The sequence below is a fragment of the Streptosporangium sp. NPDC053982 genome, assembly GCF_055585205.1.
In genome coordinates this window covers 104309-130893 of the sequence record NZ_JBVJKQ010000018.1, presented here as the reverse complement: position 1 = coordinate 130893, position 26585 = coordinate 104309, and the positions used below count along the sequence as shown (strand labels likewise).

Annotated in this window: 24 protein-coding genes; 6 read left to right on the top strand and 18 right to left on the bottom strand. The window is 73.9% G+C overall.

From position 1 onward, the window contains the following. Positions 1–191: 191 nt before the first annotated feature. Complete coding sequence (locus tag ACZ6W9_RS30415) at positions 192–677, bottom strand: hypothetical protein (protein WP_389960634.1); 486 nt, start codon at positions 675–677, stop codon at positions 192–194. 159 nt (positions 678–836) lie between these two features. On the opposite strand from ACZ6W9_RS30415, the gene ACZ6W9_RS30410 reads away from it, so the two are divergent. Next, positions 837–1466, top strand: coding sequence for a thymidine kinase (locus tag ACZ6W9_RS30410; protein ID WP_470120802.1), 630 nt, complete (start codon positions 837–839; stop codon positions 1464–1466). A gap of 97 nt (positions 1467–1563) precedes the next feature. On the opposite strand, the gene ACZ6W9_RS30405 is transcribed toward ACZ6W9_RS30410, so the two are convergent. The 13 genes from ACZ6W9_RS30405 to ACZ6W9_RS30345 form a co-directional block, all read right to left on the bottom strand. Further along, complete coding sequence (locus ACZ6W9_RS30405; RefSeq protein ID WP_389960630.1) at positions 1564–2487, bottom strand: carbohydrate ABC transporter permease; 924 nt, start codon at positions 2485–2487, stop codon at positions 1564–1566. Further along, positions 2484–3446 carry a carbohydrate ABC transporter permease gene (locus ACZ6W9_RS30400; RefSeq protein ID WP_470120800.1) on the bottom strand — a complete coding sequence of 321 codons (963 nt, stop codon included), beginning with the start codon at positions 3444–3446 and terminating at the stop codon, positions 2484–2486. Before ACZ6W9_RS30400 ends, ACZ6W9_RS30405 begins: the two co-directional genes overlap by 4 nt. Positions 3447–3466: 20 nt before the next feature. Then, complete coding sequence (locus ACZ6W9_RS30395) at positions 3467–4870, bottom strand: ABC transporter substrate-binding protein (protein WP_470120798.1); 1404 nt, start codon at positions 4868–4870, stop codon at positions 3467–3469. Positions 4871–5011: 141 nt separating this feature from the next. Then, the gene (locus ACZ6W9_RS30390) at positions 5012–5911 is read right to left on the bottom strand and encodes a hypothetical protein (protein WP_470120796.1); all 900 of its coding nucleotides are present in this window, start codon (positions 5909–5911) and stop codon (positions 5012–5014) included. 26 nt (positions 5912–5937) lie between these two features. Then, a complete protein-coding gene (gene mnhG, locus ACZ6W9_RS30385) occupies positions 5938–6264 on the bottom strand; it encodes a monovalent cation/H(+) antiporter subunit G (protein ID WP_389960622.1) in 327 nt (108 codons plus the stop codon). Positions 6265–6343: 79 nt separating this feature from the next. Continuing rightward, positions 6344–6607 (bottom strand): MrpF/PhaF family protein, encoded by a 264-nt coding sequence (locus ACZ6W9_RS30380; RefSeq protein WP_362929673.1) that lies wholly within the window; start codon positions 6605–6607, stop codon positions 6344–6346. Beyond that, on the bottom strand, positions 6604–7152 hold the full coding sequence (locus ACZ6W9_RS30375) for a Na+/H+ antiporter subunit E (protein ID WP_389960619.1): 549 nt from the start codon (positions 7150–7152) through the stop codon (positions 6604–6606). Before ACZ6W9_RS30375 ends, ACZ6W9_RS30380 begins: the two co-directional genes overlap by 4 nt. After that, on the bottom strand, positions 7149–8879 hold the full coding sequence (locus ACZ6W9_RS30370; protein WP_389960617.1) for a Na+/H+ antiporter subunit D: 1731 nt from the start codon (positions 8877–8879) through the stop codon (positions 7149–7151). Before ACZ6W9_RS30370 ends, ACZ6W9_RS30375 begins: the two co-directional genes overlap by 4 nt. After that, positions 8879–9694, bottom strand: coding sequence for a Na(+)/H(+) antiporter subunit C (locus tag ACZ6W9_RS30365; RefSeq protein ID WP_389960615.1), 816 nt, complete (start codon positions 9692–9694; stop codon positions 8879–8881). Before ACZ6W9_RS30365 ends, ACZ6W9_RS30370 begins: the two co-directional genes overlap by 1 nt. Further along, on the bottom strand, positions 9691–12486 hold the full coding sequence (locus tag ACZ6W9_RS30360) for a Na+/H+ antiporter subunit A (protein ID WP_470120793.1): 2796 nt from the start codon (positions 12484–12486) through the stop codon (positions 9691–9693). The genes ACZ6W9_RS30365 and ACZ6W9_RS30360 overlap by 4 nt, the downstream gene beginning before the upstream one ends. Positions 12487–12619: 133 nt before the next feature. Next, on the bottom strand, positions 12620–13402 hold the full coding sequence (locus tag ACZ6W9_RS30355; protein ID WP_470120791.1) for an SRPBCC family protein: 783 nt from the start codon (positions 13400–13402) through the stop codon (positions 12620–12622). 81 nt (positions 13403–13483) lie between these two features. Beyond that, entirely contained in the window at positions 13484–14653 is a 1170-nt protein-coding gene (locus ACZ6W9_RS30350) for a zinc-dependent alcohol dehydrogenase (protein ID WP_470120789.1), read from the bottom strand. A 9-nt stretch (positions 14654–14662) separates the two neighbouring features. Next, complete coding sequence (locus ACZ6W9_RS30345; protein ID WP_470120787.1) at positions 14663–15991, bottom strand: SRPBCC family protein; 1329 nt, start codon at positions 15989–15991, stop codon at positions 14663–14665. A 350-nt stretch (positions 15992–16341) separates the two neighbouring features. Here ACZ6W9_RS30345 and ACZ6W9_RS30340 point away from each other — a divergent pair, with 350 nt between their 5' ends. The 5 genes from ACZ6W9_RS30340 (at position 16342) to ACZ6W9_RS30320 (ending at position 22213) form a co-directional block, all read left to right on the top strand. Continuing rightward, positions 16342–17199, top strand: coding sequence for a polysaccharide deacetylase family protein (locus ACZ6W9_RS30340; RefSeq protein ID WP_389960605.1), 858 nt, complete (start codon positions 16342–16344; stop codon positions 17197–17199). A gap of 148 nt (positions 17200–17347) precedes the next feature. Beyond that, positions 17348–18778: a cytochrome ubiquinol oxidase subunit I gene (locus ACZ6W9_RS30335; protein WP_470120785.1), complete on the top strand. Its 1431-nt coding sequence runs from the start codon at positions 17348–17350 to the stop codon at positions 18776–18778. A gap of 13 nt (positions 18779–18791) precedes the next feature. Next, positions 18792–19730, top strand: a complete 939-nt coding sequence (gene cydB, locus ACZ6W9_RS30330) for a cytochrome d ubiquinol oxidase subunit II (RefSeq protein WP_470120784.1) — start codon at positions 18792–18794, stop codon at positions 19728–19730. Positions 19731–20040: 310 nt separating this feature from the next. Beyond that, positions 20041–21693 carry an MFS transporter gene (locus tag ACZ6W9_RS30325; protein WP_389960599.1) on the top strand — a complete coding sequence of 551 codons (1653 nt, stop codon included), beginning with the start codon at positions 20041–20043 and terminating at the stop codon, positions 21691–21693. Positions 21694–21880: 187 nt separating this feature from the next. After that, positions 21881–22213: a hypothetical protein gene (locus ACZ6W9_RS30320; RefSeq protein ID WP_362929696.1), complete on the top strand. Its 333-nt coding sequence runs from the start codon at positions 21881–21883 to the stop codon at positions 22211–22213. A 101-nt stretch (positions 22214–22314) separates the two neighbouring features. On the opposite strand, the gene ACZ6W9_RS30315 is transcribed toward ACZ6W9_RS30320, so the two are convergent. From ACZ6W9_RS30315 to ACZ6W9_RS30300, 4 genes are all read right to left on the bottom strand, one after another. Next, complete coding sequence (locus tag ACZ6W9_RS30315; RefSeq protein ID WP_470120782.1) at positions 22315–22824, bottom strand: hypothetical protein; 510 nt, start codon at positions 22822–22824, stop codon at positions 22315–22317. A gap of 164 nt (positions 22825–22988) precedes the next feature. Beyond that, positions 22989–23375: a hypothetical protein gene (locus tag ACZ6W9_RS30310; RefSeq protein WP_389960593.1), complete on the bottom strand. Its 387-nt coding sequence runs from the start codon at positions 23373–23375 to the stop codon at positions 22989–22991. A 196-nt stretch (positions 23376–23571) separates the two neighbouring features. Next, positions 23572–25953 (bottom strand): aerobic carbon-monoxide dehydrogenase large subunit, encoded by a 2382-nt coding sequence (gene cutA, locus ACZ6W9_RS30305; protein WP_470120780.1) that lies wholly within the window; start codon positions 25951–25953, stop codon positions 23572–23574. After that, positions 25950–26582 (bottom strand): (2Fe-2S)-binding protein, encoded by a 633-nt coding sequence (locus ACZ6W9_RS30300; RefSeq protein WP_470120778.1) that lies wholly within the window; start codon positions 26580–26582, stop codon positions 25950–25952. The genes cutA and ACZ6W9_RS30300 overlap by 4 nt, the downstream gene beginning before the upstream one ends. Between the last annotated feature and the right edge of the window lie 3 nt (positions 26583–26585).

Genomic DNA, 26585 nt, shown 5'->3' with positions numbered 1-26585 from the left:
GGCCGGGAAGGGGCGAGGGGCCCGGAAGACGGCGGGCGGCCCCGGCAGGCGCGGGGCAGGGGTGAGCGGCGCCGGAAGACGCCCGGAAGCGGCGAAAGGGCCGCCCGGTGGGAACCTCTCCCGCCGGGCGGCCCTTCACGCGAAGGTCCGCGAGGGGCGGGTCGCGGCCCGCCCCCGGAACCGACGCGCGGTCAGCGGCGGCGCGGGCTCATGATCGAGCCGATCACCGCGTCCGCGTCGTGCGCGTGGACCTTCGCGGCCAGCCGGATGGCCATCTCGTTGGTACGGCGCAGCTCCGCCTCGGCCCGGTCCTTGCCGGACTGGCCGACCTGGACGCCGAAGTAGGCGCCGATGATCGCGCCCGACACCCCGACCAGGCCGGCGAACGGTGCGGCGCTCTCACCGGCGCGCAGGGCGATCACGACGAACGCGACGAGGATGACCAGCAGTCCGGTGAGGACGACGTAGAACCCGTAGCGCCAGCGGGCCGCCTCGGCCTTGGCGGCGACGACCTCGTCCTCGGTCATCATCGCGGTGAGCGCGGGGATCTCCCCGGTCTCGGCGGCCCTGGCCGGACCGGCGCCCGAAGGCGCAGGGGCGGTCGCGGCGGGTTTCCGGCCCGTGGAGTTCCTGTCGACGCCGTCGACGGGGGGCATGGAGGGTTTCGTGGTCGTCACGGGCTCTCCCACTCTCTCAAGGTCAAAAGGGGATCTCCCTCTCTGTTCACATGGTGCCGGATCCGGCCGGACTCGGCCGTACCGGCAAAGGACCTGTTAATTCCTACCAGCGCACCGTCCGCCCAAACACCCCGCCCCGACCCACTAGGCTGGCGGCCCGTGACCGAATCGTCCGCGCTTTCGACCGTTCCCCCCAGAACCCGGGACGGGGTGCTGCGCTTCTACTTCGGCCCGATGGACTGCGGCAAGTCCACCCTGGCCCTGCAGATGAACTACAACCACGGCCGTCAGGGCAGGCGCGGTCTCGTGCTGACCAAGCACGACCGCTCGGGCGGGCCGAAGGTCACCAGCCGGATCGGGCTCGACAGCGAGGCCATCGAGGTGGAGGACGACCTCGACCTGATGGCTCTGGTCCGGCGGCACGAGCCCGTCGACTACGTCATCTGCGACGAGGCGTGCTTCTACACCGTGGACCAGATCGAGCAGCTCGCCGACCTCGCCGACCACCACGGCGTCGACGTCTACGCCTTCGGGCTGGCCTCGGACTTCCGGTCGCAGATGTTCCCCGCCGCCCAGCGCCTGTTCGAGCTGGCCGACGAGATCAGCCGTCTGCAGGTCGAGGTCCTGTGCTGGTGCGGGCGTCCCGGCCTGCTGAACGCCCGCGTGGTCGGCGACAAGATGGTCCACACCGGCGAGCAGGTCGTCATCGGCGACACCGACGCCGCCCCGATCCGCTACCGGGTGTTGTGCCGGCGGCACCACCGCGCGGGCGACCTCGGCGGGAGCTGACCGGGCCCGGCGTCCTCACCGGGCCACCAGACCGCCGGGCCACCGCCTCCGGGTCGCCGGGGCCGCCTCTCTCCGTGGCCCCGGCGGAAGGGGCGGGTCAGCCCTTCTCGGCGCCGCTGGTCAGTCCCTCGGTGAGCAGCCGCTCGGTGAACAGGAACAGCAGGACCACCGGCACCGTGATGATGACCGATCCGGCCATGAGCGTGGTGGTGGGGACCTCCGCGCCGCCGGACAGCTGGGACAGCCCCAGCGACACGGTCCACCGTTCCCGGCGGTCGACGAGGAAGAGCAGGGCGAACAGGAACTCGTTCCAGGCGATCATGAAGACGAACAGGGCGGTGGCGATGACGGAGGGCATGGCCAGCGGCAGGCTGATCCGGCGGATGACGCCGAGCCGGCCGAGGCCGTCCACCAGGCCCGCCTCCTCCACGCTCTCGGGCAACGCGTCGAAGTAGTTGCGCAGCATGTAGACGGCCACCGGCACCGTCTGGGCGACGTAGACGAGCACCAGGCCGGCCAGCGAGCCGCGCAGGTGCAGGCGGGTGAGGAGCACGAAGAGCGGGATCGCCACGACGATGCTCGGGAACAGGTAGACGGCCAGGAACAGGACGCCGACCTTCCGGCGGCCGAAGAACGGCAGCCGGCTCACCGCGTACGCGCCGGGGATGGAGACCAGGAGGGTCGCCAGCACGCAGCCGACGGCGACGAGGGTGCTGTTGCCCAGCAGGCCGAGGAAGCCCTGCCCTCCGGCGTCCACCGGGGCCAGCACCTGCCGGTAGGTGGACGTCGTGAGGTCGCCGAGGGCGGTGAACACCGCCAGCGGGTCCCGCAGCAGGTCGCTGATCGGCCGCACCGACAGCGCGAGCATGTAGGCGAACGGGACCAGGGTGGCGACCAGCGCCAGGACGATCACCACCGGGCGGGCGACGCCCAGTGCCGTCCGCTCGACGCGGTCCCGGCTCCAGGGCCGGCGCGCCGGGCGGGCGGGGGCGGCCGCCCGGCTCTCCTCTGCGGTCGTCACGGTGACTCCTCTCCGCGGCGCCGCAGCAGCCACATGTAGGCGCCGATGAGGACGACGAGCACGGCGGCCAGGACCACGGACTGGGCCGCGGCCGCGCCCACGTTGCGCTGCACGGTGAGCAGCTCGTAGACCCGCACGCTGACCACCTCCGTCCCGGCGCCGCCTCCGGTGAGGAGGAAGACGTCGTCGAACTCGTTGAACGTCCAGATGGTGCGCAGCACCACCAGCACCGCGATGACGGGCATCAGCTGCGGGAGGATCACATGGCGGAACGACTGCAGCGGGGTGGCGCCGTCCACGGTGGCGGCCTCCTCGACGCTGTGGGGCATCGCCTGCAGCCGGGCGAGCAGGAACAGGAACGCGAAGGGGAAGTACCGCCACCCCTCGAACGCGATCAGCGTGAGCAGCGCGGTCGGCACCGTGAGGTGCAGACCCAGGAGCGACAGCTCGCCCGTCGGCTGGGACAGGAACGCCACCGGGTCGTCCCACCCCAGCAGGCGTGTGCCCACGGCGTTGACGATCCCGAACTCGGGGTTGAGCATGACGCGCCACACGAAGGTCACCGCCACCACCGGGGCGATGTACGGCAGGAGCATGGCGGCCCTGACGAGTCCCCGGCCGCGGAAGGGCCGCCGGAGCGCCAGGGCCACAGCCAGCCCCAGTGAGACGGACAGCGCCGTGGCCCCGGCGGTGTAGGCGAGCGTGGTCACCAGGCCCTCCCCCAGCTCCCCGGAGGTGAGGACCCGCTGGAAGTTGGCCAGGGTGAGGTTCTCGAACAGCCCGACCCGCCCGATGCTGAGCAGGCGCATCCGCTGGAACGCGATGAGCAGCGACCACAGCAGCGGGACGACCACGATCGCGAGCACGATGACGAGGGTCGGGGAGATGAGCAGGAGCCCGGTGCGCGCGTCCCTCCTGCGGAGGCCGCCCGCCGGTTCCTCCGGGCGGTTCTTTCTCATGGGGTCGCCTCCCGGGCGCGTCAGGAGCCGATCTCTTCCTTGAGGGACCTGACCTTGCGGGCGGCCTCGTCGGCCGCCTTCGCCGGGTCACCGCCCGAGCCGATGAGGTCGGCCAGCGCCCTGGGGACGATGAACTGGCCGGCGGCGGCCCCGGCGAGTTCGCCCTGTCCCTGGGAGACGCCCCAGCGGGCGAAGGACTCGGGGCTCTTCATCACCGATTCCAGGACGTCCTCGCCGTAGAAGCGTGAGAGGGGCTCCTTGCGGTCCACGCCCGCCTTCATGTCCTTCCAGGCGGTCAGGTAGCGCCGCGGGTCGTCCTCGGTGCCCTGCCGTACCGGGACCTTGCCCTCGGGGGAGACGGCGAGCCACTTCTCGTAGCCGTCGCCCATCATGTATCCCACGAACTTCCGCGCCTCGGCGCTCGGGGCGCCCTTGACGACCGCCCAGGAGACGATCTCGCCGAAGGTGACGGGGGCCGTGCCCTTCGGGCCGCGCAGCGCGCTGACGACGCCGGTGTTCTTCGCCAGGAAGGTCTTGTCGTCCTTGCACTCCGGGCAGGAGGGCAGGGCGTCGTCGCGGAGCCCGGCCAGCTCGTCGAGCAGGAAGGACGACCAGATCGTCATCGCGGCCCTGCCGGAGAAGTAGGACGCCCTCGTGGTGTCGGCGTCCTGGTTGCCGCGCACCGAGTGGTCGCGGAGCAGTCCGGAGTAGAACCCGAACGCCTCGGCGCAGCCGGGGCTGTCCAGGGCGACGTCGCCGTTCGCGCCGACCAGGTCGCAGCCGTTGGCCAGGGCCAGCGACTCGAAGCTCTGCTGGGTGAAGGAGTCGCCGGGCGCGGTGCCGGCGACGATACCCGTCGTGCCGTCCCTGCCGAGCGTCCGGGCGGCCTTGCTGATCGCGTCGTAGGTGTCCGGGGCGGCCAGACCGGCCTTGTCGAAGAGGTCCTTGCGGTAGAAGAGCAGCTGCGCCCATCCGTCGCTGGGCACGGCGAGCTGGGCGCCCTTGCCACGGGTCAGTTTCAGGGCCTGCTCGGTGAAGGTGCCCTCCCCCAGGTCGCCGACGACGGCGGCGGCGGTCTCGGTGTCGAGCAGGTCGTCGGTGAGCAGGCGGTTGACGGCCGTCAGCGGGAGGGCGCCGATCACGTCGGGCAGGTCGTCGGCCGCGGCGGCCGACGACAGGACGCTCGTGAGCTGGTCCTCGGCGACCGGCACCAGCTTGGCCGGAACCCCGGTGGCCTTGGTGAAGTCGGCGAGGATGCGTTTCTGCGCCTCCACCCGGTCGGCGACGTCCTCGACCGTCCAGACCGTCAGTGACCGGTCGGAGCCGTCGCCCTCCCCTCCCTCGCCCCCCTCTCCTCCGCAGGCCGACAGGAGGACGGCGACCGGCAGGGCGAGGGCGAGGAGTCGTGTCCTTCGGCGGAACATCGTCATGTTGTCCTTCCGGCCGCCGCCTCCGGCGGACGGCCGCCGCGCGGCGCGGCCCGCGGACACCGGACGGAGCGCGAGAGATGGGGTGAGGGAGCGCTCCTCTGCCCGGCGTTCCACCGATGAAACGGACAGCCGCTATCAGGACATGTCAGCGATGTCCGAAAGCCGGGCGGCGAGCCGGTCGACGTCTCCGTCGACCAGCGCGGACACGGCCCGCCACCAGGCGAACCACTCCCCGCTGCGCCACATCCAGTCGACCCGGTCGACCGCCGCCACCACGTCGCCCCTGGTCCGCCACGGCTCACCGGCCTGCCGCGCGGAGGCGCCGTTGTCCAGGGCCCAGGCGCGCAGGGTCCGGGCGGCGTCGTCGTCGACGGGCTCGGCGTAGGGGTCGGGGTCCTCCCCCAGCGGGTGCGGGCCGAGGCCCGCCGCCACACCCCAGCTCCACTGGGCCTCGGCGGGGCGGGAGTAGCGCAAAGAGTCGAAGTCGAGGTTGGAGCCCAGTTCACCGTCGGGGCGCCTGACCACCAGCGCGTCGAGCCGGCCGCCCGCGTCGAAGGCGACGACGAGGCGCCGGCCGGGCTCGGCGTCCCGCGGCAGGCCGACGCGGTCCTCGGCCTGCCAGGAGTTCAGGTCGGCCGCCCCCGCCGGCGGGCCCCACGCCTCGTCGGCGGCGTCGTCGGCGATCCAGGCGGCGAGCATCTCCAGCACGGTCAGGTCGGTCCACGGGTCGATGGCGGTCGCGGCCGACAGCGCCTCGTCCGGCGCGGGCAGCTTGTCGCCGCGGGCCCGCCGCCACCACTCCTCCCCCAGGTCGCGGGTGCCGACCAGCAGGGCGGCCACCGCCGAGAGCTCGGTGGAGCGGCGGGTGAGCGGCGCTCCGCGCGCCAGTTCCGCGCATCGCTCGACACGACCGGCCCCCAGCGCCGTCTCCGCCTCGCGGAGCAGGGCGCCGGCCTGGGGTCTCTCCGTGCCCAGCAGACTCGTGACGAGCCTTCTGGCCTCGGTCCGGGCATCCTCCGCACGTGCCTCCCGCATACCCGCCACGTTACGCCGGAGGACCCTCAGGCGCGAGGCTCACCGGGCGGGATGGCCGTGCCGTCCTCCGGTGCGCCGCCGCGGTAGGCGGCGCGGCCGACCATGTAGGCGGCCACCGCCGCCGTGATCACCTGGAAGACCGCGGCCAGCAGCAGCGGCCCGGCCGTCGCCCAGGTGGGACGGCGCAGCCACATGGCGAGCAGCACCAGGTGCAGGCTGAGCACCTGGGGTTTGGTCGCGGCGTGCATGCGGGCGAGGGTGGCCGGGAAGCGGACCATCCCCACCCCGGCGACGAACGCCAGCGCGGCGCCCAGCAGCAGGCACGCCGCGGCGGCGGCGTCCAGGACGGTCACCGCGCCCGCCCGGCTGCGAAACCGGCCGTGATCACCGCGGCGGGGGCCGCGACGGGGACCGCCCGCCCCCCGGCCGCCGTCACCGCGCCCGCCCGGCGAAGAACCTGGCCAGCGAGACCGATCCGACGAACCCCAGCAGGGTCAGCACCGGCAGCAGCGGCAGCGCCGAGTACTGGCCGCGAGCGACCGCCGCCGCGCCGATCACGCACATCACCACGGCGGTCATGACGTCCAGGGCGATCGCACGGTCCAGCATGGACGGGCCGCGCACCAGCCGGTACAGCGTCATCGCCGCCGCGCCGCCGAGCAGCGCCAGTACCACCGGGTACACCATCGCCGTCATCGCAGTTCCTCCCTGTCGGCGGTGGTGCCGAAGGCCGCCACGATGCGCGCCTCCAGCTTCGCCACATCCGCCCGTACCATCCCCTGCACATCGCCGGTGGGCCCGAGGACGTGCAGGAGCAGTTCCCCCTCCGTCAGGCGGGCCTCCAGCACGAGGCTGCCGGGCAGCGCCGACAGCGCCACCACGGTCAGCACCGCCATCACCTCCGATGAGGTGCGCAGCCGTACCTCGACGATCTCCATCGGCGGCACCGTGCCGAAGCGCAGCGCCCAGAACGCGACCCGGGCGCTGGAGACCACCAGGTCGGCGGCGAAGCCGGTCAGGAAGACCAGCAGCCCGACCGGGTGGACGCGCAGCGCGGGCTCGCGGGCCGGCAGTGGCAGCAGCCAGACGACGGCCAGCGCGGCGAGCAGGCCGCCGAGGATGTTGGCGACGCTCAGCTCGCCCCACAGCAGCAGCCAGACCAGCGTCAGCCAGGCCACCGTGCGGGGCGGGACGGGCCTGCCGAGCAGCCGGGGCGCGCGGCCGCCGTCCGGCCGGCTCACCGGCCGCCCCCCAGGACGGCCGAGACGTACGGCTCACGGGCCAGCAGCTCCGCGGCGGTCCGTACGGTGAACGCGCTCAGCGGCCCGGCCAGCACGGTGTAGGAGAGGCCCAGCGCCACCAGCGCGGCCGTGGCGCCGATCATCGGGAGAGGCATCCGCACGCTGGTGACGATCTCCCGGCCGGTGATCCCCTCGGTGCCCCGCGCCCGGCCCGCGCCCGGCTCCCCGGAGCCGGGTCCGCCGGGTCCGCCGGAATCGCCGGCACCGCCCGGCCCCCCGCGTTCCCCGGCGCCCCCGAAGCCTCCCGCGCCCTCCGAGCCCTCCGAACCCTGGGAGCCCTCTGAGCCCTCCGGACCCTCTGAAGGCTCCTCCCCCTCCAGCACGACGCCCGCCCCGGTCACGTCCGGCGGAGGCGTCCGCCAGAAGGCCCTGTTCCAGGTCATGGCCACCGCGTACAGGGTGAGCAGGCTGGTCACCAGCCCCCCGGCGACCAGGATCAGCGCCACCGGGCTCCCGTCGGCCACCCCCGCCCGGACCAGCGCCAGCTTGCCCAGGAAGCCCGACATCGGGGGGATCCCGGCGAGGTTCATCGCGGGGACGAAGAAGAGCACCGAGATCAGCGGCGCGAGGCCCAGCAGCCCGCCCAGGCGGTCCACCGAGGTCGTGCCGGTGCGGCGCTCGATCATCCCGGCCACCAGGAACAGGCTGGTCTGCACGGTGATGTGGTGGACCGCGTAGAGGACCGCGCCGGCCACCCCGCCGACGGAGAAGAGCGCGACGCCGAACACCATGTAGCCGATGTGGCTGACCAAGGTGAAGGAGAGCATCCGCTTGATGTCGGTCTGGGCGACCGCCCCGAGCACCCCCAGCAGCATGGTGGCCAGCGCCGCCCACATCAGCAGGCCGCCCACCGGGCCGCCGGGGAACAGCAGCGCCTCCAGCCGGATGATCGAGTAGACGCCGACCTTGGTCAGCAGCCCGGCGAACAGCGCCGTCGCGGGCGCGGGCGCGGTCGGGTAGGAGTCGGGCAGCCACCCCGACATCGGGAACACCGCGGCCTTGACCACGAAGACCAGCAGCAGCGTCAGCTCCACCAGCAGCCTCACCGAGCCCGGCAGCGGCGTGAACCGCTCGGCGAGCTGGGCCATCGAGACGGTGCCGGTCGCGCCGTAGGTCACCGCGATGGCGACCAGGAACAGCATCGACGACACCAGGGCCACCACCGCGTAGGTGGCGCCCGCCCGGACCCGCGACTCCGTCCCGCCGAAGGTCAGCAGCACGTACGACCCGCTGAGCAGCATCTCGAAGGCGACGAAGAGGTTGAACAGGTCGCCGGTCAGGAACGCGTCGGACACGCCGGCGGACATGATCAGGTAGGCCGGGTGGAAGATCGCCAGCGGTGCGGCCTGCTCCTGGTCGGCGTACGCCTGCGCCTGGGCGAAGATCATCACGCACAGTGTCACCGCCGAGGAGACCGCCAGCATGACGGTGGCGAGCCGGTCGGCGACCAGTGAGATGCCGAACGGCGCCGGCCAGCCGCCGGCGTCCGTCACCAGCGGCCCCCGCCGGTCGGCCGCCACCAGCAGGGCCAGCGACACCGCCAGCACGATCGCGAGGGTGCCCACGCTGATGAGCGCCTGGGTCCGGCGCAGCCGGCCGCCGATGGCCAGCTTCAGTCCGGCGGCCAGCAGCGGCAGCACCACGGGCACGGGGATCAGGGCCTCCATCAGTCCTCGCCCTCCAGGTCCGGGTCGTCGGCCCTGGCCTGCCGTGACCGGTCGGCCCGGATGGCGGCCCGCATCGCCTCCCGGGCCTCGCGGCGGCGAGCCTTGAGCCGTTCGCGGACCTCCCGCTCGCGCTCGGCGAGCTCCCGTTCCCGGCGGGCGAAGTCCTCGCGGATCCGGCGGACCCGCTCACGGCGTTCGCGGCGGGACTCCTCCTCGGCGCGCCGGGTCTCGGCGCGCCGTTCGGCGATCCGCTCGGGGGACTGCGCCTCCCCGTGCTCGCGGACCCAGCGGTCGAGCTCGGCGCCGGCCTCGTCGATCCGCTGCCGCATCTCCCGGGCCTCGCGGCGTTCGCGCTCGTGCCGGGCGGTGTCCAGGCGGGCCAGCTCGGCGCGCTGCCCGGCGACCAGCCTGCGGTAGGCCCTCCGCCGTTCGCGCACCGCCTCGGCGATCTCGCCGCGCCGGGAGCGCAGCCGCACCCGGCGGTCCTCGGTGTCGTCCTGCACCTCGTCGCCGCCGGTGAGCTGCCAGGACCGGTGGACCATGGACAGCAGGAACGCGGTGACGCCCAGGGTGATCACGATGGCGGTGAGCACCATCGCCTGCGGCAGCGGGTCGGCCATCCGGGCCGGATCGGAGACGCCGAGGATCGGCGGTTCCCCCGGCGGGCCGGAGACCGTGACGATCAGCAGGTTCACCCCGTTGCCGAGGAGGATGACGCCGGCCAGCAGCCGCACCAGGCTGCGTTCCAGAAGGAGCGCCGCCCCGACCGCGATCAGGATCGCGGAGGCGGCGATCGGCAGCAGCGGGACGCTCACCGGGTCTCCTCCTCCTCGATCTGCCGGTCCAGCTCGGCGCCCAGGCTGCGCAGGATGTCCTGGACCATGCCGAACACCGTCAGGTAGATCCCGAGGTCGAACAGCAGGACGGTGGACAGGTGGACCTTCCCGACCAGGGGGACTGCCAGGTCGGCGGAGAACGCGCGCAGCGGCGCGCCGCCGAACGCCAGGCCCAGGACCGCGGACACCACCGACAGCACCAGGCCCAGCCCCATCAGCACCCCGGCGCCGGTCGGCGCGGCGACGGCCAGCTCGTACCGGCCCCCGGCGAGATAGCGGACGACCAGGGACAGCCCGGCCACGATGCCGCCGGCGAACCCGCCGCCCACCGAGCCGTGCCCGGTGAACAGCAGGAAGACCGAGACGAGCAGCAGGGTGTGGAAGATCATGCGCGCGATGACCTCCAGGACCGCCGCCCGCTCCCCCGGCGGCAGGGTCGCCGTCAGCCAGTAGGTCCGGCCCGGCGGCCTGCGGTGCCCGGCGGGGGGCCGTTCCAGCGCGTAGGTGCGGCGGCGCAGGAAGACCAGGCTGGTCACCCCCAGGGTGAGGACGACGAGAACGGTGCTCTCCCCCAGGGTGTCCCAGGCCCTGATGTCCACCAGCAGCGCGCTGACGATGTTGGAGGCTTTCGCCTGCTCCGTCGGCCCGGCCAGCAGCGTCCCGACCGGCGTCTCCGACCGCGCGTTGACCGCCAGTGTCCCGGCGCCGGCCGCGACGAGGCCGGTGACCGCCCCGAGCACGGCGCGTACGGCCAGCGGCACCCTGGGCCGCTGCTCCTCCTGCGGGACGATCGGGAGCCTGCGCAGCACCAGCACGAAAGCCACCAGGCTCAGCGTCTCGACGAGGAGCTGGGTCAGTGCCAGGTCGGGTGAGCCGTGGGAGAGGAACAGCAGCGCGGTGCCGTACCCGGTGAGCCCGACCAGCAGCGCGAGCACGACGTGGGAGCGGGCGAACGGCGCGAGGACGGCGGTGACGGCGAGGAGGAGCCCCACGACGGGCTGCTCGGCGCGTTCCCACAGGACGACGGCCGGTCCCACCGTGGTGACGGGCCCGTACAGCAGCGCGAAGACCGCGATGCCCGCCAGGGTGATGAACGCGATCATCAGGTAGTCGGGGAGGGACCCGCGCTGGACGACGCCGGTGAGCTGCCCGGCGAAGCGGTTCATGCCGCGTACGAGCGCCCAGTAGACCCGTCCGGAGTCGATCGTGCGCAGCAGCCGCCCGGCCCGCGCCCCCCGGTCCCCGGCGGCGAAGATCAGCGCACCCCCGGCCAGGGCGGCGGCGGACAGCAGCAGCGGGACGGGCGCGCCGCTCCACAGCGCGAGGTGGGCCTCGTGGCCGGGGTCGGCGAAGGTGGCGGTGTAGGGCTCCACGGCATGGCCGTACCGGGAGGCGAGGAGGGCGGCGACCGGCCCGAGCGCGGCGAGCAGGGCGGGCGGCAGGAACGTCGCGACGCCGTAGGGCGCCATCGGGGTCGGTTCCCGGCCCGGCGGGCTCCCGAAGGCCCCGGCGAGGAAGCGCAGGCTGTAGGCGGCGGTCAGCGCCGAGCCGAGCACCACCCCGGCCAGCGTCACCACCTGGGCGGGCCCGCCGCCGAGCAGCGACTCGAAGGCAGCCTCCTTGGCGGAGAACCCGAAGAAGAGCGGCACGCCCGCCATGGAGGCCGCGGAGGCCGTCGCGACCGCGCACAGCCAGGGCGCCGAGCGCCGCAGGCCGCTCAGCGCGCGCAGGTCGCGGGTCCCGGCCGCGTGGTCGACGATCCCGACGACCAGGAACAGCGACGCCTTGAACAGGGCGTGCGCGCCCAGCATCGCGGCGCCCGCGAGCGCGGCGCCGCGGGTGGCGGCACCGAACAGCACGGTCAGGAAGCCGAGCTGGCTCACCGTGCCGTAGGCGAGCAGCCGTTTGAGGTCGTTCTCACGCAGGGCCCGCCAGCCGGCCGGCAGCATCGTGAGCAGGCCGAGCGACACGGCCGCCGCCCGCCACGGGACGTCCTCGCCGAAGGCCGGGCCGAGCCTGGCCAGCAGGTAGATCCCGGCCTTGACCATCGCCGCGGCGTGCAGGTAGGCCGAGACCGGGGTCGGCGCGGCCATCGCGGCGGGCAGCCACATGCTGAACGGGAAGATCGCCGACTTCGACAGCGCCCCGGCCAGGACGAGCGCCAGCGCGGCCGGCACCGTCCCGCCGGCCGGCGGATGCGCGAGGAGCCGCGAGACCCGGTAGGTGCCGGCCGCCTCGCCCAGCATGACGAACCCGGCGAGCATGGCCAGCCCGCCGAAGGTGGTGACGGTGAGCGCCTGCAGCGCGGCCCGCCGTCCGGCCCGGCTCGCCGGGTCCTGGCCGATCAGCAGGTAGGAGAAGATCGTGGTCAGCTCCCAGAACACGTACAGCAGGAGCAGGTCGTCGGCGGCCACCAGCCCGAGCATGGCCCCGGCGAAGGCCGTCAGCGACCCGCCGAACCTCCCGAGCCCGTCCTCGCCGGCGGAGAAGTAGCGGGAGCAGTACAGCAGCACCAGCGCGCCGATCCCGGTGACCAGCGTCATCATCAGCAGGCCCAGCGCGTCGGCGCGGAAGGACAGGCTCATCCCCAGGGCGGGCGCCCAGTCGTGCCGCGAGGAGACGGGCGCGCCCGTGACGACGGCCCACAGCGTGTAGGCGAACCCGCAGGCGGGCGGGAGGGCGAGCACGAGGAAGGCGTCGCGGCCGAGCCTGCGCACCAGGGCCGGGGCGCACACCGCCGCGACGGCGTGCAGGATCAGCAGCGGCTCCATGGTCTCCCGGGCCCGTCGTCGGCCGACGACCCGACGGTGCCACCGGATCCGCCGCGCCGCCGTACGGGCGCGCGGCCGCTTGACGGGAAAAGTCCCGGTCCTTCACCGGGACATGAGACCCGCCGGGTACGGCTCAGCGGCGGCCGGCGCGGCCCAGCAGCCAGCCGATCACCGCGCTGCCGAGCGCGACCCCGGCGCCCATCCCGAACGCGGCGAGGACCGGCCAGGCGGGGCCGTTCGCGGCGGGTCGCGGGGCGGGGCGGGCGGCGGGACGCTCGAAGACCCGCGGCGCGGCCTGGGCCTGCTCTCCGGCGGGGACGACCGCCGGGCCGGGCCGGGCGGCTTCTCCGGCGAGGGCCGCCGGGCCGGCCTGGACGGGGATCGCGGCTGTCTCCGGGACGGTCGCCGTGGTCCCGGCGGTCCCGGCGGTCCCGGTGACTCCGATCACGGAGGCGGCGGGGACCGCGGGGGCCGTCACGACGGCGGCGAGGTGGTTCTCGACGGCGGTGAAGAACTCTCCCGCGGTCTTCCTCGCCACCGAGCCGAGCATGCGCTGGCCGACGCCCCCGATCATGCCGCCGACCACCGCCTCGGCGTCGTAGTCGACCCGGGTGCCGTCCCCGGCGTCGCTGAGGCGGATCTCGACGGTGGCGTCCACCGTGCCGGGGGCGCCCTGCCCCCGGGCCCGGAGCACGAACCGCTCCGGCGCGTCCGGCTCGGTCAGCGTCACCTCTCCCTGGTAGACGCCCTTGATCGAGGCGACCCCGGCGGTGACCGTCATCCGGTAGGCGCCGGGCCCCGTCTCCTCCAGGCGCTCACAGCCCGGGATCGTGCGCACGAGCACGGCCGGGTCCTGGAGCGCGGACCACACGCGGTCCCTGTCGACGCCGAGCACGGCGCTGCCTGCGACCTTCATCCCAGTACTGTAGGCATCCGCCCGCCGCGCCGGTAGGGCGTGTGCCCTCGGCGCGGCGGACGGCGAGACGGCGGAACCCCGCTAGGCGGTCAGGACCACCTTGTTGCACTCGTTCTCCTTGTGCTTGAACATCTCGTAGGCCCGCGGGGCGTCCTCCAGCCGCATGCGGTGGCTGATCACGAAGCTGGGGTCGATGTCGCCGTTGCGGATCCGCTCCATCAGCGGCCTCATGTACCGCTGCACGTGGCACTGGCCGGCCCTCAGGGTCAGCGACCGGTTCATGATCGATCCCATCGGGAACTTGTCGACCATGCCGCCGTAGACGCCGATCACCGAGACGGTCCCGCCGTTGCGGCAGGCCATGATCGCCTGGCGCAGGGCGTACGGCCGGTCGGTCTCCAGGCGGGTCGCCTGCTTGGTGCGGTCGTAGGCGTACATGGCCGGGTTGCCGTGGTGGGCCTCCATGCCGACGGCGTCTATGCAGGCGTCCGGGCCGCGGCCGGCGGTCATGTCCCGCAGCGCCTCCATGACGTCGACCTCCTCGTAGTTGAGCGTCTCGGCGCCCGCGCGCTCGGCGTGGTGCAGCCGGTAGGGGAGGCGGTCGATGGATATGACCCGTTCGGCGCCCATCAGGCGGGCGCTGAGGGCCGCGAACTGGCCGACCGGCCCGGCCCCCCAGACGGCGACGACGTCGCCGGGCTTGATGTCGCACATCTCCGCGCCCATCCAGCCGGTGGGCAGGATGTCGGACAGGAACAGCACCTTCTCGTCCGGCAGGCCGTCCTCGACCTTGATCGGCCCCACGTCGGCGAAGGGCACCCGGGCGTACTCCGCCTGGCCCCCGGCGTAGCCGCCGAGCATGTGCGAGTAACCGAAGATCCCCGACGGGGAGTGACCCAGGACCTTCTCCGCGACGCCCGCGTTGGGGTTGGAGTTCTCGCACACGGAGTACATGCCGTTCTGGCAGGACAGGCAGTTGCCGCAGGCGATCGGGAACGGGACGACCACCCGGTCGCCGACCTTGAGGTTGCGCACCTGCGGGCCCACCTCCACCACCTCGCCCATGAACTCGTGGCCGAGGATGTCGCCCTTCTTCATCGTGGGCATGTACCCGTCGTACAGGTGCAGGTCCGAGCCGCAGATCGCGGTCGAGGTGACGCGGACGACGGCGTCGCGGGCGTTGACGATCCCCGGGTCCGGGACGTCCCGGACCTCGACGGTGTTGCGGCCCATCCAGCATGTGGCTTTCATGTCTTCCCCTCACCCCACCGGCTGGGCGGGACGCTGTACGGCCTGCCGGAGCGCGCGGGTGCCCTCCGGGCTGCCCTCGGAGCGCACCACCTCCCCGGTCTCCATGACCTGCTTGAACCGCCGCAGGTCGTCGTGGACCTGCTGCTCGGGGTGCTCGCCCAGCAGCCGGGCCAGCGCCAGGCCCGCCTTGCCGCCCGGCGGGTCGTAGCTCAGGCTCACCCGCACCTCGGTGCCGCGCCCGCCCGGGGCGTCGGCGAACCGCACCGTCCCGCTGTTGGGCACCGTCGCCCGTCCCGTGGACCGCCACGAGATCAGCTCACCCGGGCGGTCCTCGACGATCTCCGCGTCCCACTGCACGCTTTTGCCGGCCGGGCCCCGCGCCGTCCAGTGCGACCGTCCGTCGCCGGTCACCTCCACCGACTCCAGGTGCGTCATGAACCGCGGAAGGTGCCCGAAGTCCCGCCAGTACCGGTAGACCTCCTCGCAGGGATGGTTGATCGTCACCGCCGCCCGCAGGTCCCGGATCCGATCGCCCAGTTCACGGCCCTCCCGGCCCTCAGGGCCCCGGGTGGCCGTGGTGCGCCGGCCGGCCCGCATCGCGGCGTACACGGCGGCGGCGAGCCCGGTGGCCGCCGTGAGGGTCCCGATGCGGCCGCCTCCGCCGCCGGAGCGGCCGCCCCGGCCGGTCTTCGCGCGGCCGGGCGCCATCATCCGCATCGCGCCGCCCAGGCCGTGCCCGGACGCCGTCATCCGCCTCATCCCGCCGATGCGGCGGCCCGGCGCCATCATGCGCATCGCGCCGCCCATGCGGTGGTGGTCCCCCATCCCGCGGGCGTGCCCGCGGCCTCCCGGGTACGGGATCACGTGCAGGAACTCCCGCCGGCCGGTCGGCGCCAGCATCGCGCGGATCCGGCCGGCGATGCCGCGGCCCGTGCCGGGCGGCGTCATGTGGAGCAGACCCCGCGCCCCGTGCTGCGGGATGACGTGCAGGAATTCCCGGCCGCCGGTCGGCGCCAGCGTCCGCCGCAGGCCGCGGGGAAGTCTCCGGCCGCCCGCCATCGGCATCCCGCTGAGCATGCCCCCCGCTCCGCGCGACGGGAGCGTGTGCAGGAACTCCCGGCCGCCGGTGGGCATGAGCCTCCGCCTCGGGCCGCGACCGGGCGTGCCGCCCATCATCGGCATGGCCTGGATGAACTCCCGGCCGCTCGTCGGCGTCAGCCTCCGGTGGATCCGCTCGGCGGTCTTCGGCGCGACGACGTGCGCCAGGCCCAGGCCGAGGCCGGCCCAGCCCAGCACGCGGGCGAGCGGGTCGGCGGTGTGCTGATGTTCATGGGTCATATGGTCCTCGCATGGCTGGTCGCTTCTCCGATTCCGGCCCGCCGTCGGCTCGGCCCCGCGGCCGTTTCCGGCCGCCACGCCGCACCGGCGCCGCCGCCGTCCGGCGCGGCCCGGCAGGCGGGAACGGCCGGTGGCGAACCTCCCGGTAACCGCAGGTATTACCCCTCTGACATGGGAAGACGCTGATTCTCCGGTCCGGAATGGGTCAGGAGATCCCAACATCGCCGGACTCTCCGCCGGCCCCGGCCGCCGGATCTCGTCACCGACAAATGCCCCATATGGCCATTTATGCGATTACCGGTCCCCGGCCCCTGGCAGGATGGTGCGCCATGGCATCGGGGAGATCACGAATGGCCGGGGCGGCGGTCGCGCTCGCGGTCGTGACGGCGGGCGCGGGCTGCGGCCAGGGGAGCACGGGCGCGGACGGCGGCGCGGCGGACGGCAGGGACGGCGCCGCCCGCGCCCCCTCCCCCGCCGTGTCCGCCTCGCCGTCCCCCACCGGCCCGCCCGGGGTGCTGCCCAGGCCGGGCGAGGTGGCCCGGATCCCCGTGCCCGCCGACGGACTGCCGCCCGTGATCAGCTCCATCCCGACCAAGCGAAAGGTCGTCTTCCTCACCATCGACGACGGATGGGAGCAGGACCCGGGGTTCCTGGCGCAGGTCCGCGAGCGGCGGATCCCGATCGCGGCCTTCGTCACCCGCGACGCCGTCGAGGCCAGGGGCGCGACCGACCCGACCGCCCAGGGAGGGAGATACCTCGGCGCCGGGAAGTGGGACTACGTGCGCGACCTGCGCGAGGCCGGGGCGACGATCGAGGACCACACGCTCACCCATCCCAGCATGCCCACGCTCGGCTACGAGCGGCAGAAGGCGGAGATCTGCGGCACCGCCAAGCTGGTCCGCAGGCACACCGGCGAGTCGCCCAGGCTGTTCCGCCCGCCGTTCGGCGCCTTCAACACCCTGACGCGCAGGGCGGCCAAGGCGTGCGGCATGGACGCGCTGCTGCTCTGGACGGCGACCGTGCAGCCGGGCGGGAAGATCGCCTATCAGGTGCCGGACAAGAAGCTGCGCCCCGGCGACGTGCTGCTGCTGCACTTCCGGCCGAACCTGTCCCGCGACTTCCGCGTCCTGGTCAAGAAGATCCAGCGCCGGGGCTTCGAGCTCGGCAACCTCCACGCCTACCTGGAGGCCGCGGGCCGCCGGTCCTGACCCGGATCCGAGCCGGAGTGCGGTCCGGACCGGCCGTGTGACGAAGATCGCATCAGCTCGCGGCACCGGCGCCCCCCTTTGCTCTACACGTTGTAGTACTACTGGAGGTAGCACTACCGCTTGTAGAGCTTTGACCCGTGAGGGGAAGATGGACGCACTGGACCTGGCGCGGTGGCAGTTCGGGATCACCACCGTCTACCACTTTCTTTTCGTACCCCTGACCATCGGCCTGGGCGTCTTCGTGGCCGGCTTGCAGACCGCCTGGCACCGCACCGGCAGGGAGCAGTACCTGACGCTCACCAAGTTCTTCGGGAAGCTCTTCCTGATCAACTTCGCGATGGGCGTGGTGACCGGCATCGTGCAGGAGTTCCAGTTCGGGATGAACTGGAGTGAGTACTCCGTCTTCGTCGGCGACGTCTTCGGCGCCCCGCTGGCGCTGGAGGCGCTGCTGGCGTTCTTCCTGGAGTCGACGTTCCTGGGCCTGTGGATCTTCGGGTGGGACCGCCTCCCCAAGCGCGTCCACCTCGCCACGATCTGGGCGGCGGTGATCGGCTCCAACCTCTCGGCCTACTTCATCCTCGCCGCCAACGCCTGGATGAAGCACCCGGTCGGCTACGAGGTGGTCGGCGGCCGGGCCCGCATGACGGACCTGTGGGCGGTGCTCACCAACCCCACGGCCCTCGCCCAGGTGCCCCACGTGGTCGGCGCGGCGTTCGTCGTCGCCGGCGGGTTCGTGCTGGCCGTCTGCGGCTACCGCGTCCTGCGCGAGCGGCGTCCGGGCCCCGGCGGCACCGTTCCCGTACGGCGCGGCGAGGAGGGCATGTGGCGTGCCCCGATGCGCGCCGCGCTGGTCATGACGGCGATCGCCGGGGCCGTCGTCGCCTTCACCGGCGACGCCTCCGCCAAGCTCCTGAACGAGCAGCAGCCGATGAAGCTGGCCGCCGCCGAGGGACTCCGGCACAGCACGGCGGGCGCGCCGTTCTCCCCCGTGCCCGGGGTGGAGCTGCCCGGCGTGCTCAGCTTCCTGTCCACCGGCGACTTCGGCGCCGTCATCCGGGGCACCGAGGACCTCCAGGCCGCCTACGCCCGGCAGTTCGGCCCGGCCGACTACGTCCCCGACCTGACCGTCGTCTACTGGTCCTTCCGCGTCATGATCGTCTTCGGCATGACGACCGTGGCCCTCTCGGTCCTCGGCCTGTGGCTGACCCGCCGTCGCCGCCGCGACCCGCGCCCGGTGCCCTCCTGGTTCGCCCGCGCCTGCCTGCTCGCCCTGCCACTGCCGACCCTCGCGATGATCGCCGGCTGGCTGCTCAGCGAGATCGGCCGTCAGCCCTGGACCGTCCAGGGCGAGCTGCTCACCGCCGCGAGCGTCTCCCCCGGCGTCAGCCTCGCCGAGGTCGCGATCTCACTGACGGTCTTCACCGTCCTGTACGGCGCGCTCGCCCTGGCCGAGGCCGTACTGCTGGTCCGGCACGTCAAGGCGGGCCCCGAGCCCGCCGCCCCCGGCCCCCTCGCCCCGCCCTCGCGCGACGGCGACGAGGACCGCACCGCACTGCTCCAGCCGACCCTGATGTACTGAGCGGACAACGGACATGGAACTGACGACCTTCTGGTTCATCGTCATCGCCTTCCTGTGGACCGGTTTCTTCGTCCTGGAGGGCTTCGACTTCGGCGTCGGCATGCTGGCCCCGGCGCTGTCGCGGAACGAGGCCGAGCGCAGGCAGGTGCTCGGCACCATCGGCCCGGTCTGGGACGGCAACGAGGTGTGGCTGATCACCGCGGTCGGCGCGATGTTCGCCGCGTTCCCCGCCTGGTACGCCGGTCTGCTCAGCGAGTTCTACCTGCCGCTCACGCTGGTCCTGGTCGGGCTGATCGTGCGCGGCGTCGGCCTGGAGTGGCGGGGCAAGGTGCACCACGCCACGGACCGCCGCTGGTGCGACCTGGGCATCGTGGCGGGCAGCGCGCTCCCGGCGTTCCTGTGGGGCGCCGTCTTCGCCGACCTGCTGCGGGGCGGCGCGGCCGCCGCGCTGGCCGGCGGGATCCTCTCGCTCTCGCTGTTCGCCCTGCACGGCGCGGTCTTCGTCGCGCTGAAGATCACCGGCCCGGTACGGGCCCGCGCCCGCCGCGCCGCGATGGCCGCCTCGGCGGTGGCGCTGCCCGCGGCCGTGGTGGCGCTGCCGGGCATCCCCCCGGCGGGCAGCGGCTGGGCCGCGGCGCCGTGGCCGTGGGCGGGCGCGCTGGCCGCGGTCGCCGCCCTGGCCGCCGGGGTCGCGCTGACCTGGCGGGGCAGGGACGGCTGGGCGTTCACCGCCACCGCCTCCGCCATCGTCCTGACCGGCGCCGCGCTGTTCGCCACCCTCTTCGAAGCCCCCATGCCGGGCATGACCGTCGCCGGGGCCGCCTCCGGCCCCTACACGCTGGGCATGCTGACCTGGATCGGCCTGATCGCGCTGCCGTTCGTGCTCGGCTACCAGGCGTGGACCTACTGGGTATTCCGCAGGCGCCTGGTCGCCGAGGTCTCCCGGGCCTGACTCCCCGGCCCGGGTCTCCCGGATCAGGCCCCCGCTCCGGAGCCTCCCGGACCGGCCCTCGCGTCGGGGTCTCGCGGCCCGGGTCGCCCGGGCCGGGGCGTCCTGACAGCGGGCGGCGCGCCGCCCTCCCCGTCCGCCGCGCCGCCGACGCCGTACCGGGAACACCGTGGCCACGGCCGCCACCGCGGCCGTGGCCGTCTCCACGAGCCCGGCGGCCACCGTTATCACTGTGAGATCTGACATTTTCCGGGCGGTGGAGTTGGGAAACAGAGGCATTGACTTCCAGTGAAAAGATCGCAAACATGCCTCGGTGACCACCCCCAGTCTGTTCCGGCACCGGAACTTCTCGCTCCTGTTCGGAGCGGACACGATCAGCCAGATCGGCACGCAGGTCAGCACCCTCGCGCTGCCGCTGGTCGCGGTGCTCGCGCTGCACGCGAGCCCGTTCGAGACCGGCCTGCTGGCCGCCGCGCAGACGGCGGCCTTCCTGCTGGTCGGACTGCCGGCCGGGGTGTGGGTGGACCGGATGCCGCGCCGGCGGATCCTGGTCGGTGCCGACGTGGTCCGGGCCGTGCTGCTGGCCTCGGTGCCGCTCGCCTGGTGGCTCGACGCGCTGAGCCTGCCCCAGCTGTACGGCGTGGCGCTCGGCACCGGCCTGGCCACGGTCTTCTTCGACGTCGCCTACCAGAGTTACCTGCCGAGCCTGGTCGGCAGGGACCGCCTGATGGAGGGCAACGCCAAACTGGAGATCGTCCGCAACTCCGCGCAGATCGCCGGCCCGGCCGTCGGCGGCGGTCTGATCCAGCTGCTCACCGCGCCGGTCGCGGTGGTGCTGGACGCCGTCAGCTTCCTGGGCTCGGCGCTGATGCTGGGGCGGATCGACGCCACCGAGCAGGTCCCGGACCGCAGCGAACGGCGGGGACTGCTGAAGGAGATCGGCGAGGGCCTGCGGTACGTGGTCTCCCACCGCATCCTGCGGCTGATCGCCGCCTCCACGGCCCTGGCGAACTTCGCCAACGGCATGATGGTCGCCGTCGAGATGATCTTCCTGGCCCGGGTGGTCGGCCTGTCCCCCGGCGCGATCGGCGTGCTGTTCTCGGTGGTGTCCGTCGGCGGCCTGACCGGCGCGGCGCTCGTGGGGCCGATGAGCCGCCGGATCGGCTCGGCCCGGATCATCTGGCTGTCCATCATGGTGACGTCGCCGTTCACCGCCCTGGTGCCGCTGACCGAGCCGGGCTGGCGGGTCTCGCTCTTCGCGATCGGCGCGTTCATCCAGTCGATCGGCGTGGTGCTCTACAACGTCGGCCAGGTCACCTTCCGTCAGAGCGTCACCCCCGAGCGCATGCTCGGCCGGATGAACGCCACCATGCGCTTCCTGGTGTGGGGCACGCTGCCCATCGGCGGCCTGGTCGGCGGTCTGCTGGGCGAGCAGTTCGGCGCCCGCGCCACGCTGTGGGTCGTCGTGGGGGTCACCCTGCTGGCGGTGGTGCCGCCGGTGCTCTCCCCGCTGCGCACCATGCGCGACCTGCCCGAGGTCCCGGACCCGGACGGGCCCGGGGCGGAGGACCCGGCGGCCGGTCCGATGACGGAGCAGCCGGCGGCGGAGGAGCCGGAGGCCGGCGACCCGGCCGCGGAGGGCCCGCCGAGCGGGAGACCGGCGAAGGAGCGGGCGGCGGGCGGCGGCACCGTGACGGAGGACCAGGCGACCGGGGAGGCGGCGGAGGTTCCGCTGATCGGAGAGACGGTGGCGGGGATCCCCGTGACCGAGCGGCCCGCCCCGGCGCACGACCCCGCCTCAGGCCCGGTCCCCGGCTCCGCGCCGGCGCACGACCCCGCCTCCGTCCCGGCGCACGACCCCGCCTCCGATCCGGTCCCCGGCTCCACGCCGGCCGGCGACCCCGGCCGAGACGGGACCTCCGTACGGGACGACACCGGACGGCCGGATCCCGCCGACGGCTCCTGACACCGGCCCCGGCCGGGACGAGCGACGCGGCGACCGATCCCGCCGGGCACCGGTTCCGGCGCGGACGGCCCGGCCCGCACGGCACGGCACGGGCGGCGCGGGCGGCGCGGGCGGCACGGCCCGGCGCGGATGTACGGCGGTGGCTATGATCGCTCCGCGGTTCCCGGGCCGCACGCGAGGAGGGCGGATGCGCGAACTCGAGGTCTCCCACCACGACCTGCTGGGCTCGGCCTCGGGGCTGGCGGACGCGGCGGAGGTCCTGCGCGAGGAGCTGCGGATCCTCGGCGACGGGTTCGCCGGTGACGGCGACCCCTGGGGCGAAGGCGACCTGGTCGGCCAGATCGGGGCGGCCTACCGGCACCTGGTCGGCAAGGCCCTGGCCCGGGGAGAGGCCATCGCGGAACGGTACGAAGCGGCCGCCGAGGAGGTCGCCGCCGCCTCCCGGACGCATCGCGCGGCCCAGACCGGCGCCGAGGAGGTGATGGCCGCCCTCGCCCGCCGGCACTCGTCACCGGCCTGAGGCGTCACGGCGGGCCGGGCGTCACCTCCGGCCGCCTCCCCGGGCCGGGCGTCACCCGCCCCGCGCCCGCCTCCCCGGGCCGGGCGTCACCCGGTCGCCGGTCAGTCCGGGGGACGCTCGTACCACCGGTGGTTGCGGAAGAACATCCCCGCCTCCGACGGATGGACCCCCGGCGGGTAGAGCCCCGCGATGTGACGCCGGTCGATGCCTCCGCCGAAGACCACGCGGCCCTCGACCGCCGGGCCGGCGGGCAGTCCCAGGGCCCGCAGCGTCTCCGCCTCGTGGATGCCGCCGGGCGGATCGACCTTGACCAGGTAGTAGTCACCGGGGGCGGCGTGGGGCCTCGCCCGGACGACGGCGTCCGAGTCGATCCCGCCCGGCACGAAGTCGATCGGACCGTGCGGGTCGGCGGGCCGCAGGCCGTTTCTGAAGATGTCCTCCGGCGACTGTCCGGGGCGGACGCCCACCCACAGGGGCTCGCGGCCGGTACGCCAGACGATCTCCTCCGGCGCCACCTGCCGGGAGGACTCCCCGGCGGCGGACGACGGGCGCCGCAGCTGCTCCGGGCCGACGCGGGTGGCGGCCCCATGGAAGGGCCGGGCGTGGTCCACGGGCGTTCCCACGCCCTGGGGCGGGGAGCGGGGGCGTCCAGCAGCCGGCCGGCCCTGGAGAAGGCCGGCCCGACCTCGCGGCCGAGTCGCTCCAGGACCTGGCGGTGGAGCCGGCGCAGCAGGACCTGGGCGGACATGACGCCTTCCACCGCCGTCACGGCGGCTCAGGGACCGACGTTCCTCGTCAGGAGCCGCAGCAGCAACCGGAAGAGCGTCCTGATCATGGAGACCTTGAGGACGAAGACGAGCATGGCCGACAGCACCAGTGCCCCGGCCAGGATCCGGGCCGCCCTGGCGGCGTCGTCGGCCTGGGCGCCCGGTCCGTCGGCGGCGGTCCACCGCGTCCGGAAGGCCGCCACGTCCTGCCCGGAGTTGCTGGTCCAGACGGGAGCGGCGTGGTCGTCGGCGGTGTGCCCGGCGTGTTCGAACGTCCCGGCGAGCGCCAGGCACCGCACACCCGCGCCGCACAGTGTCTCCTCGTCGGACGCGGGCCACGGGATGCCCACCAGGTGGAGGACGGCGACGAGTTCGCCGGGCGGCTGCAGGCCCATCAACGGACCCCGGAACCGTGCGGGCCGCGGAGGCCGCCGGGTTCAGGGGCCCCGGTGGAGGCGGCGGGAGCGGGGGCTCCGGCGGGCCGCCGGTCACGATGCCGGGCGGGGGGAATGACCATGTCTCTCCTCGGCGAGCGGTTCCGCGGGATCATGATGGCGCACTCCGCCCGCCGCGACCGGACGGGCGGGCCCCTCACCGGCGGCGCAGGTCGAACAGTTCCGACGGGGAGATCGGCATCCGGTCGATCCGGATGCCCTCGGCGTCCTCCACGGCCGAGGCGATCACCGCCGACACCGGGATGACCCCGGCCTCCCCCGCGCCCTTGATGCCCAGGGGGTTCAGCGGGGACGGGGTCTGCAGGTGCGCGGTCTCGATCCGCGGCACCTCGGTGACGTAGGGCATCAGGAAGTCCATGAACGAGGCGTTCAGCAGCTGCCCGTGCTCGTCGTAGACCATCCGCTCGTACAGCGCGCCGCCCACGCCCTGGGCGACGCCGCCGTGGATCTGCCCCTCGACGATCATCGGGTTGACCAGGTTGCCGCAGTCGTGGACGACGGCGTAGCGCAGGACGCGGATCTCGGCGGTCAGCGGGTCGGTCTCGACGATCGCCGCGTGCATGCCGGAGGCGAAGGTCGAGCGGACCGGCGAGTAGTAGTCGCGCCCCTCCAGCCCCGGCTCGTCCCCCTCGGCCACCGGCGGCCGGTCGGGGGAGGCCGTCCCGGCGAACTGGGTGGCGCGGGCCGCCTCGGCGTCGAAGGCGTAGCGCAGCGGGTTGGCCAGCACCGCCACCGTGGCCAGCGGCACCGCCGCACCGGGCGTGCCGGCCACCCGGACCTCACCGTCGACGATCTCCAGGTCGCCCGGGTCGGCCTCCAGCGCGTCGGCGGCGATCCGCAGCGCCTTCTCCCGCACCCTGCGGCAGGCCAGCGCGATCGCGTTGCCGCTCATCACCGCGGCCCGCGAGGCGAACGTGCCGACCGCGTAGCCGAACCTGCGGGTGTCGCCGGTGACCACCGAGACCCGCTCCAGCGGCACGCCCAGCTCGGACGCGGCGATCTGGGCGAACACCGTCTCGTGGCCCTGCCCCTGGGACGTCAGGCCGGTGGAGACGTGCACCCGGCCGTCGGAGGTGACCTGGACGTGGCCGCCCTCGTAGGGGCCGACGCCGGTGCCCTCCACGTAGCAGCCCAGCCCGATGCCCAGGCGCCGCCCCCCGGCCGCCGCGCGGGCCTTCAGCTCGCCGAAGGAGTCCCAGCCGATGAGCTCCTTGAGCATCCGCAGCGACTCGGGGTAGTCGCCGCTGTCGTAGATCAGCGGCCGGCCGTCCTGGAAGGTCAGTCCCTGGTCGTAGGGGAACTCGCCGGGCTGGATGAAGTTGGCCTCGCGCACCGCCGTACGGTCCAGGCCGAGGTGGGCGGCGATGCGGTCCATGGTCCGCTCCATGCAGAAGGCCGCCTGCGGCCGTCCCGCCCCCCGGTACGGCGTGACCTGCACGGTGTTGGTGTAGACGGAGGAGAACTCGACCCGGTAGGCGCCGATCCGGTACGGGCCCGGAAGCTGGGTGGCGGTGATGATCGGCACGATGATCCCGTACGGCGTGTAGGCCCCGTGGTCGTGCAGGATCGTCACGTCCAGGCCCAGCACCCGCCCGGCGTCGTCGAAACCGACCCGCACGTGCTGCACCTGGGCCCGCTCGTGGGCGGAGGAGACGAAGTGCTCACGCCGGTCCTCGGTCCACTTGACCTCGCGTCCGAGCAGCACGGCGGCCCAGGGGACGAGGACCTCCTCCGGCCACGGATGAACGATCTTGACGCCGAACCCGCCGCCCACGTCGGGGGCGATCACCTCGACCTTGGTCGGCGGCAGGCCAAGCCGGGCCGCGATCGCCATCCGGACGCTGGTGGAGGTCTGGGTGCTGGAGTAGACCCGCAGGGAGCGGTCGTCGGCGTCCCAGCGGGCGTAGACCCCGCGGCCCTCCAGCGGCATGGAGGCGCTGCGCTCGATGTCGAGGCGGAAGGACAGGACGTGCGGGGCCGCCTCGATCGCCTCCCGGGCGCCGAGCCCGGCCGCCGAGGGCACCTCCTGCACCAGGTGCGCGCCGACGTTGCCCGGCACGTCGTCGTGGACGAGCCTGTCGGACCGCGTCGCCTCCTCCACCCCGACGACGGCCCCGGCGACCTCGTAGTCGACCCGGATGAGCGCGCAGGCGTCCTCGGCGAGGTAGCGGTCACGGGCGACGACCATCACGACCGGCTCGCCGACGTGCCGGACGACGTCGCGGGCCAGGGGGCGGGCGGTGCGGCCGTGGGTCAGGGCCGGGTGCGGGATGAGCAGCGGCAGCGGCGCACCGACCTCCTCCGGCAGGTCCTCCCAGGTGTAGATCGCCACCAGCCCCTCGACCTCGATCGCCGCGGAGACGTCGATGTCGAGGATGCGGGCGCGGGCGTGCGGGGAGCGGACGAAGGACGCCTCCAGCGCGCCCGCGCCGAGGTCGTCCAGGTAGCGGCCCCGCCCGGTGAGCAGACGGGGGTCCTCGCGGCGCGGCACCGGCTCGCCGAACAGCCTGGTCGTCATGCCCCCTCCGCCCCGGCACGCTCCCCGGTGGATCCGGCGGGACCTGCGGATCCGGTGCCGGCGAGGCCGGTGGTCCCGGCGGGTCCGGCCTCCCCGGCGGGTCCGGTGTCCCGGAGGGACGCGGACGGCCATCCGGCCGGGGCGTCGTCGCCCTCCCCGGCGATGAGTTCGGCGGCGCGGTGGACGGACCTGACGATGTTCTGGTAACCCGTGCAGCGGCAGAGGTTGCCGGAGAGCCCCTCCAGCACCTCCTCCTCGCTCGGCGCCGGGTTGTCCCGCAGCAGGGCGGTGACCGTGCACAGGAAACCCGGGGTGCAGAAGCCGCACTGCAGGCCGTGGCACTCGGCGAAGGCCCGCTGCACCGGCGACGGCTCCCCCTCCGGCCCGGCCAGCCCCTCCACCGTGGTGATCTCGTGTCCGTCGGCGGTGGCGGCCAGCGTCAGGCAGGAACGCACCGGCTCGCCGTCCAGCAGCACGGTGCAGCAGCCGCAGACCCCGTGCTCGCACCCGACGTGGGTGCCGGTCAGTCCGAGGTCGTGGCGCAGGAAGTCGGACAGCAGACGCCTTCCGGGCGCCTCGGCCCTCCGGACCACCCCGTTCACGGTCAGTGTGACCGCGATGTTCGTCATCGG

Excerpts from the sequence above, each read along its gene's own strand:
- ACZ6W9_RS30400 (WP_470120800.1), bottom strand. The coding sequence starts at position 3,446 with ATGAGAAAGAACCGCCCGGAGGAACCGGCGGGCGGCCTCCGCAGGAGG.
- ACZ6W9_RS30395 (WP_470120798.1), bottom strand. The coding sequence starts at position 4,870 with ATGTTCCGCCGAAGGACACGACTCCTCGCCCTCGCCCTGCCGGTCGCC.
- ACZ6W9_RS30390 (WP_470120796.1), bottom strand. The coding sequence starts at position 5,911 with ATGCGGGAGGCACGTGCGGAGGATGCCCGGACCGAGGCCAGAAGGCTC.
- ACZ6W9_RS30380 (WP_362929673.1), bottom strand. The coding sequence starts at position 6,607 with ATGACGGCGATGGTGTACCCGGTGGTACTGGCGCTGCTCGGCGGCGCG.
- ACZ6W9_RS30370 (WP_389960617.1), bottom strand. The coding sequence starts at position 8,879 with ATGGAGGCCCTGATCCCCGTGCCCGTGGTGCTGCCGCTGCTGGCCGCC.
- ACZ6W9_RS30360 (WP_470120793.1), bottom strand. The coding sequence starts at position 12,486 with ATGGAGCCGCTGCTGATCCTGCACGCCGTCGCGGCGGTGTGCGCCCCG.
- ACZ6W9_RS30355 (WP_470120791.1), bottom strand. The coding sequence starts at position 13,402 with ATGAAGGTCGCAGGCAGCGCCGTGCTCGGCGTCGACAGGGACCGCGTG.
- ACZ6W9_RS30350 (WP_470120789.1), bottom strand. The coding sequence starts at position 14,653 with ATGAAAGCCACATGCTGGATGGGCCGCAACACCGTCGAGGTCCGGGAC.
- ACZ6W9_RS30345 (WP_470120787.1), bottom strand. The coding sequence starts at position 15,991 with ATGACCCATGAACATCAGCACACCGCCGACCCGCTCGCCCGCGTGCTG.
- ACZ6W9_RS30340 (WP_389960605.1), top strand. The coding sequence starts at position 16,342 with ATGGCCGGGGCGGCGGTCGCGCTCGCGGTCGTGACGGCGGGCGCGGGC.
- ACZ6W9_RS30335 (WP_470120785.1), top strand. The coding sequence starts at position 17,348 with ATGGACGCACTGGACCTGGCGCGGTGGCAGTTCGGGATCACCACCGTC.
- cydB (WP_470120784.1), top strand. The coding sequence starts at position 18,792 with ATGGAACTGACGACCTTCTGGTTCATCGTCATCGCCTTCCTGTGGACC.
- ACZ6W9_RS30320 (WP_362929696.1), top strand. The coding sequence starts at position 21,881 with ATGCGCGAACTCGAGGTCTCCCACCACGACCTGCTGGGCTCGGCCTCG.
- ACZ6W9_RS30310 (WP_389960593.1), bottom strand. The coding sequence starts at position 23,375 with ATGGGCCTGCAGCCGCCCGGCGAACTCGTCGCCGTCCTCCACCTGGTG.
- cutA (WP_470120780.1), bottom strand. The coding sequence starts at position 25,953 with ATGACGACCAGGCTGTTCGGCGAGCCGGTGCCGCGCCGCGAGGACCCC.
- ACZ6W9_RS30300 (WP_470120778.1), bottom strand. The coding sequence starts at position 26,582 with ATGACGAACATCGCGGTCACACTGACCGTGAACGGGGTGGTCCGGAGG.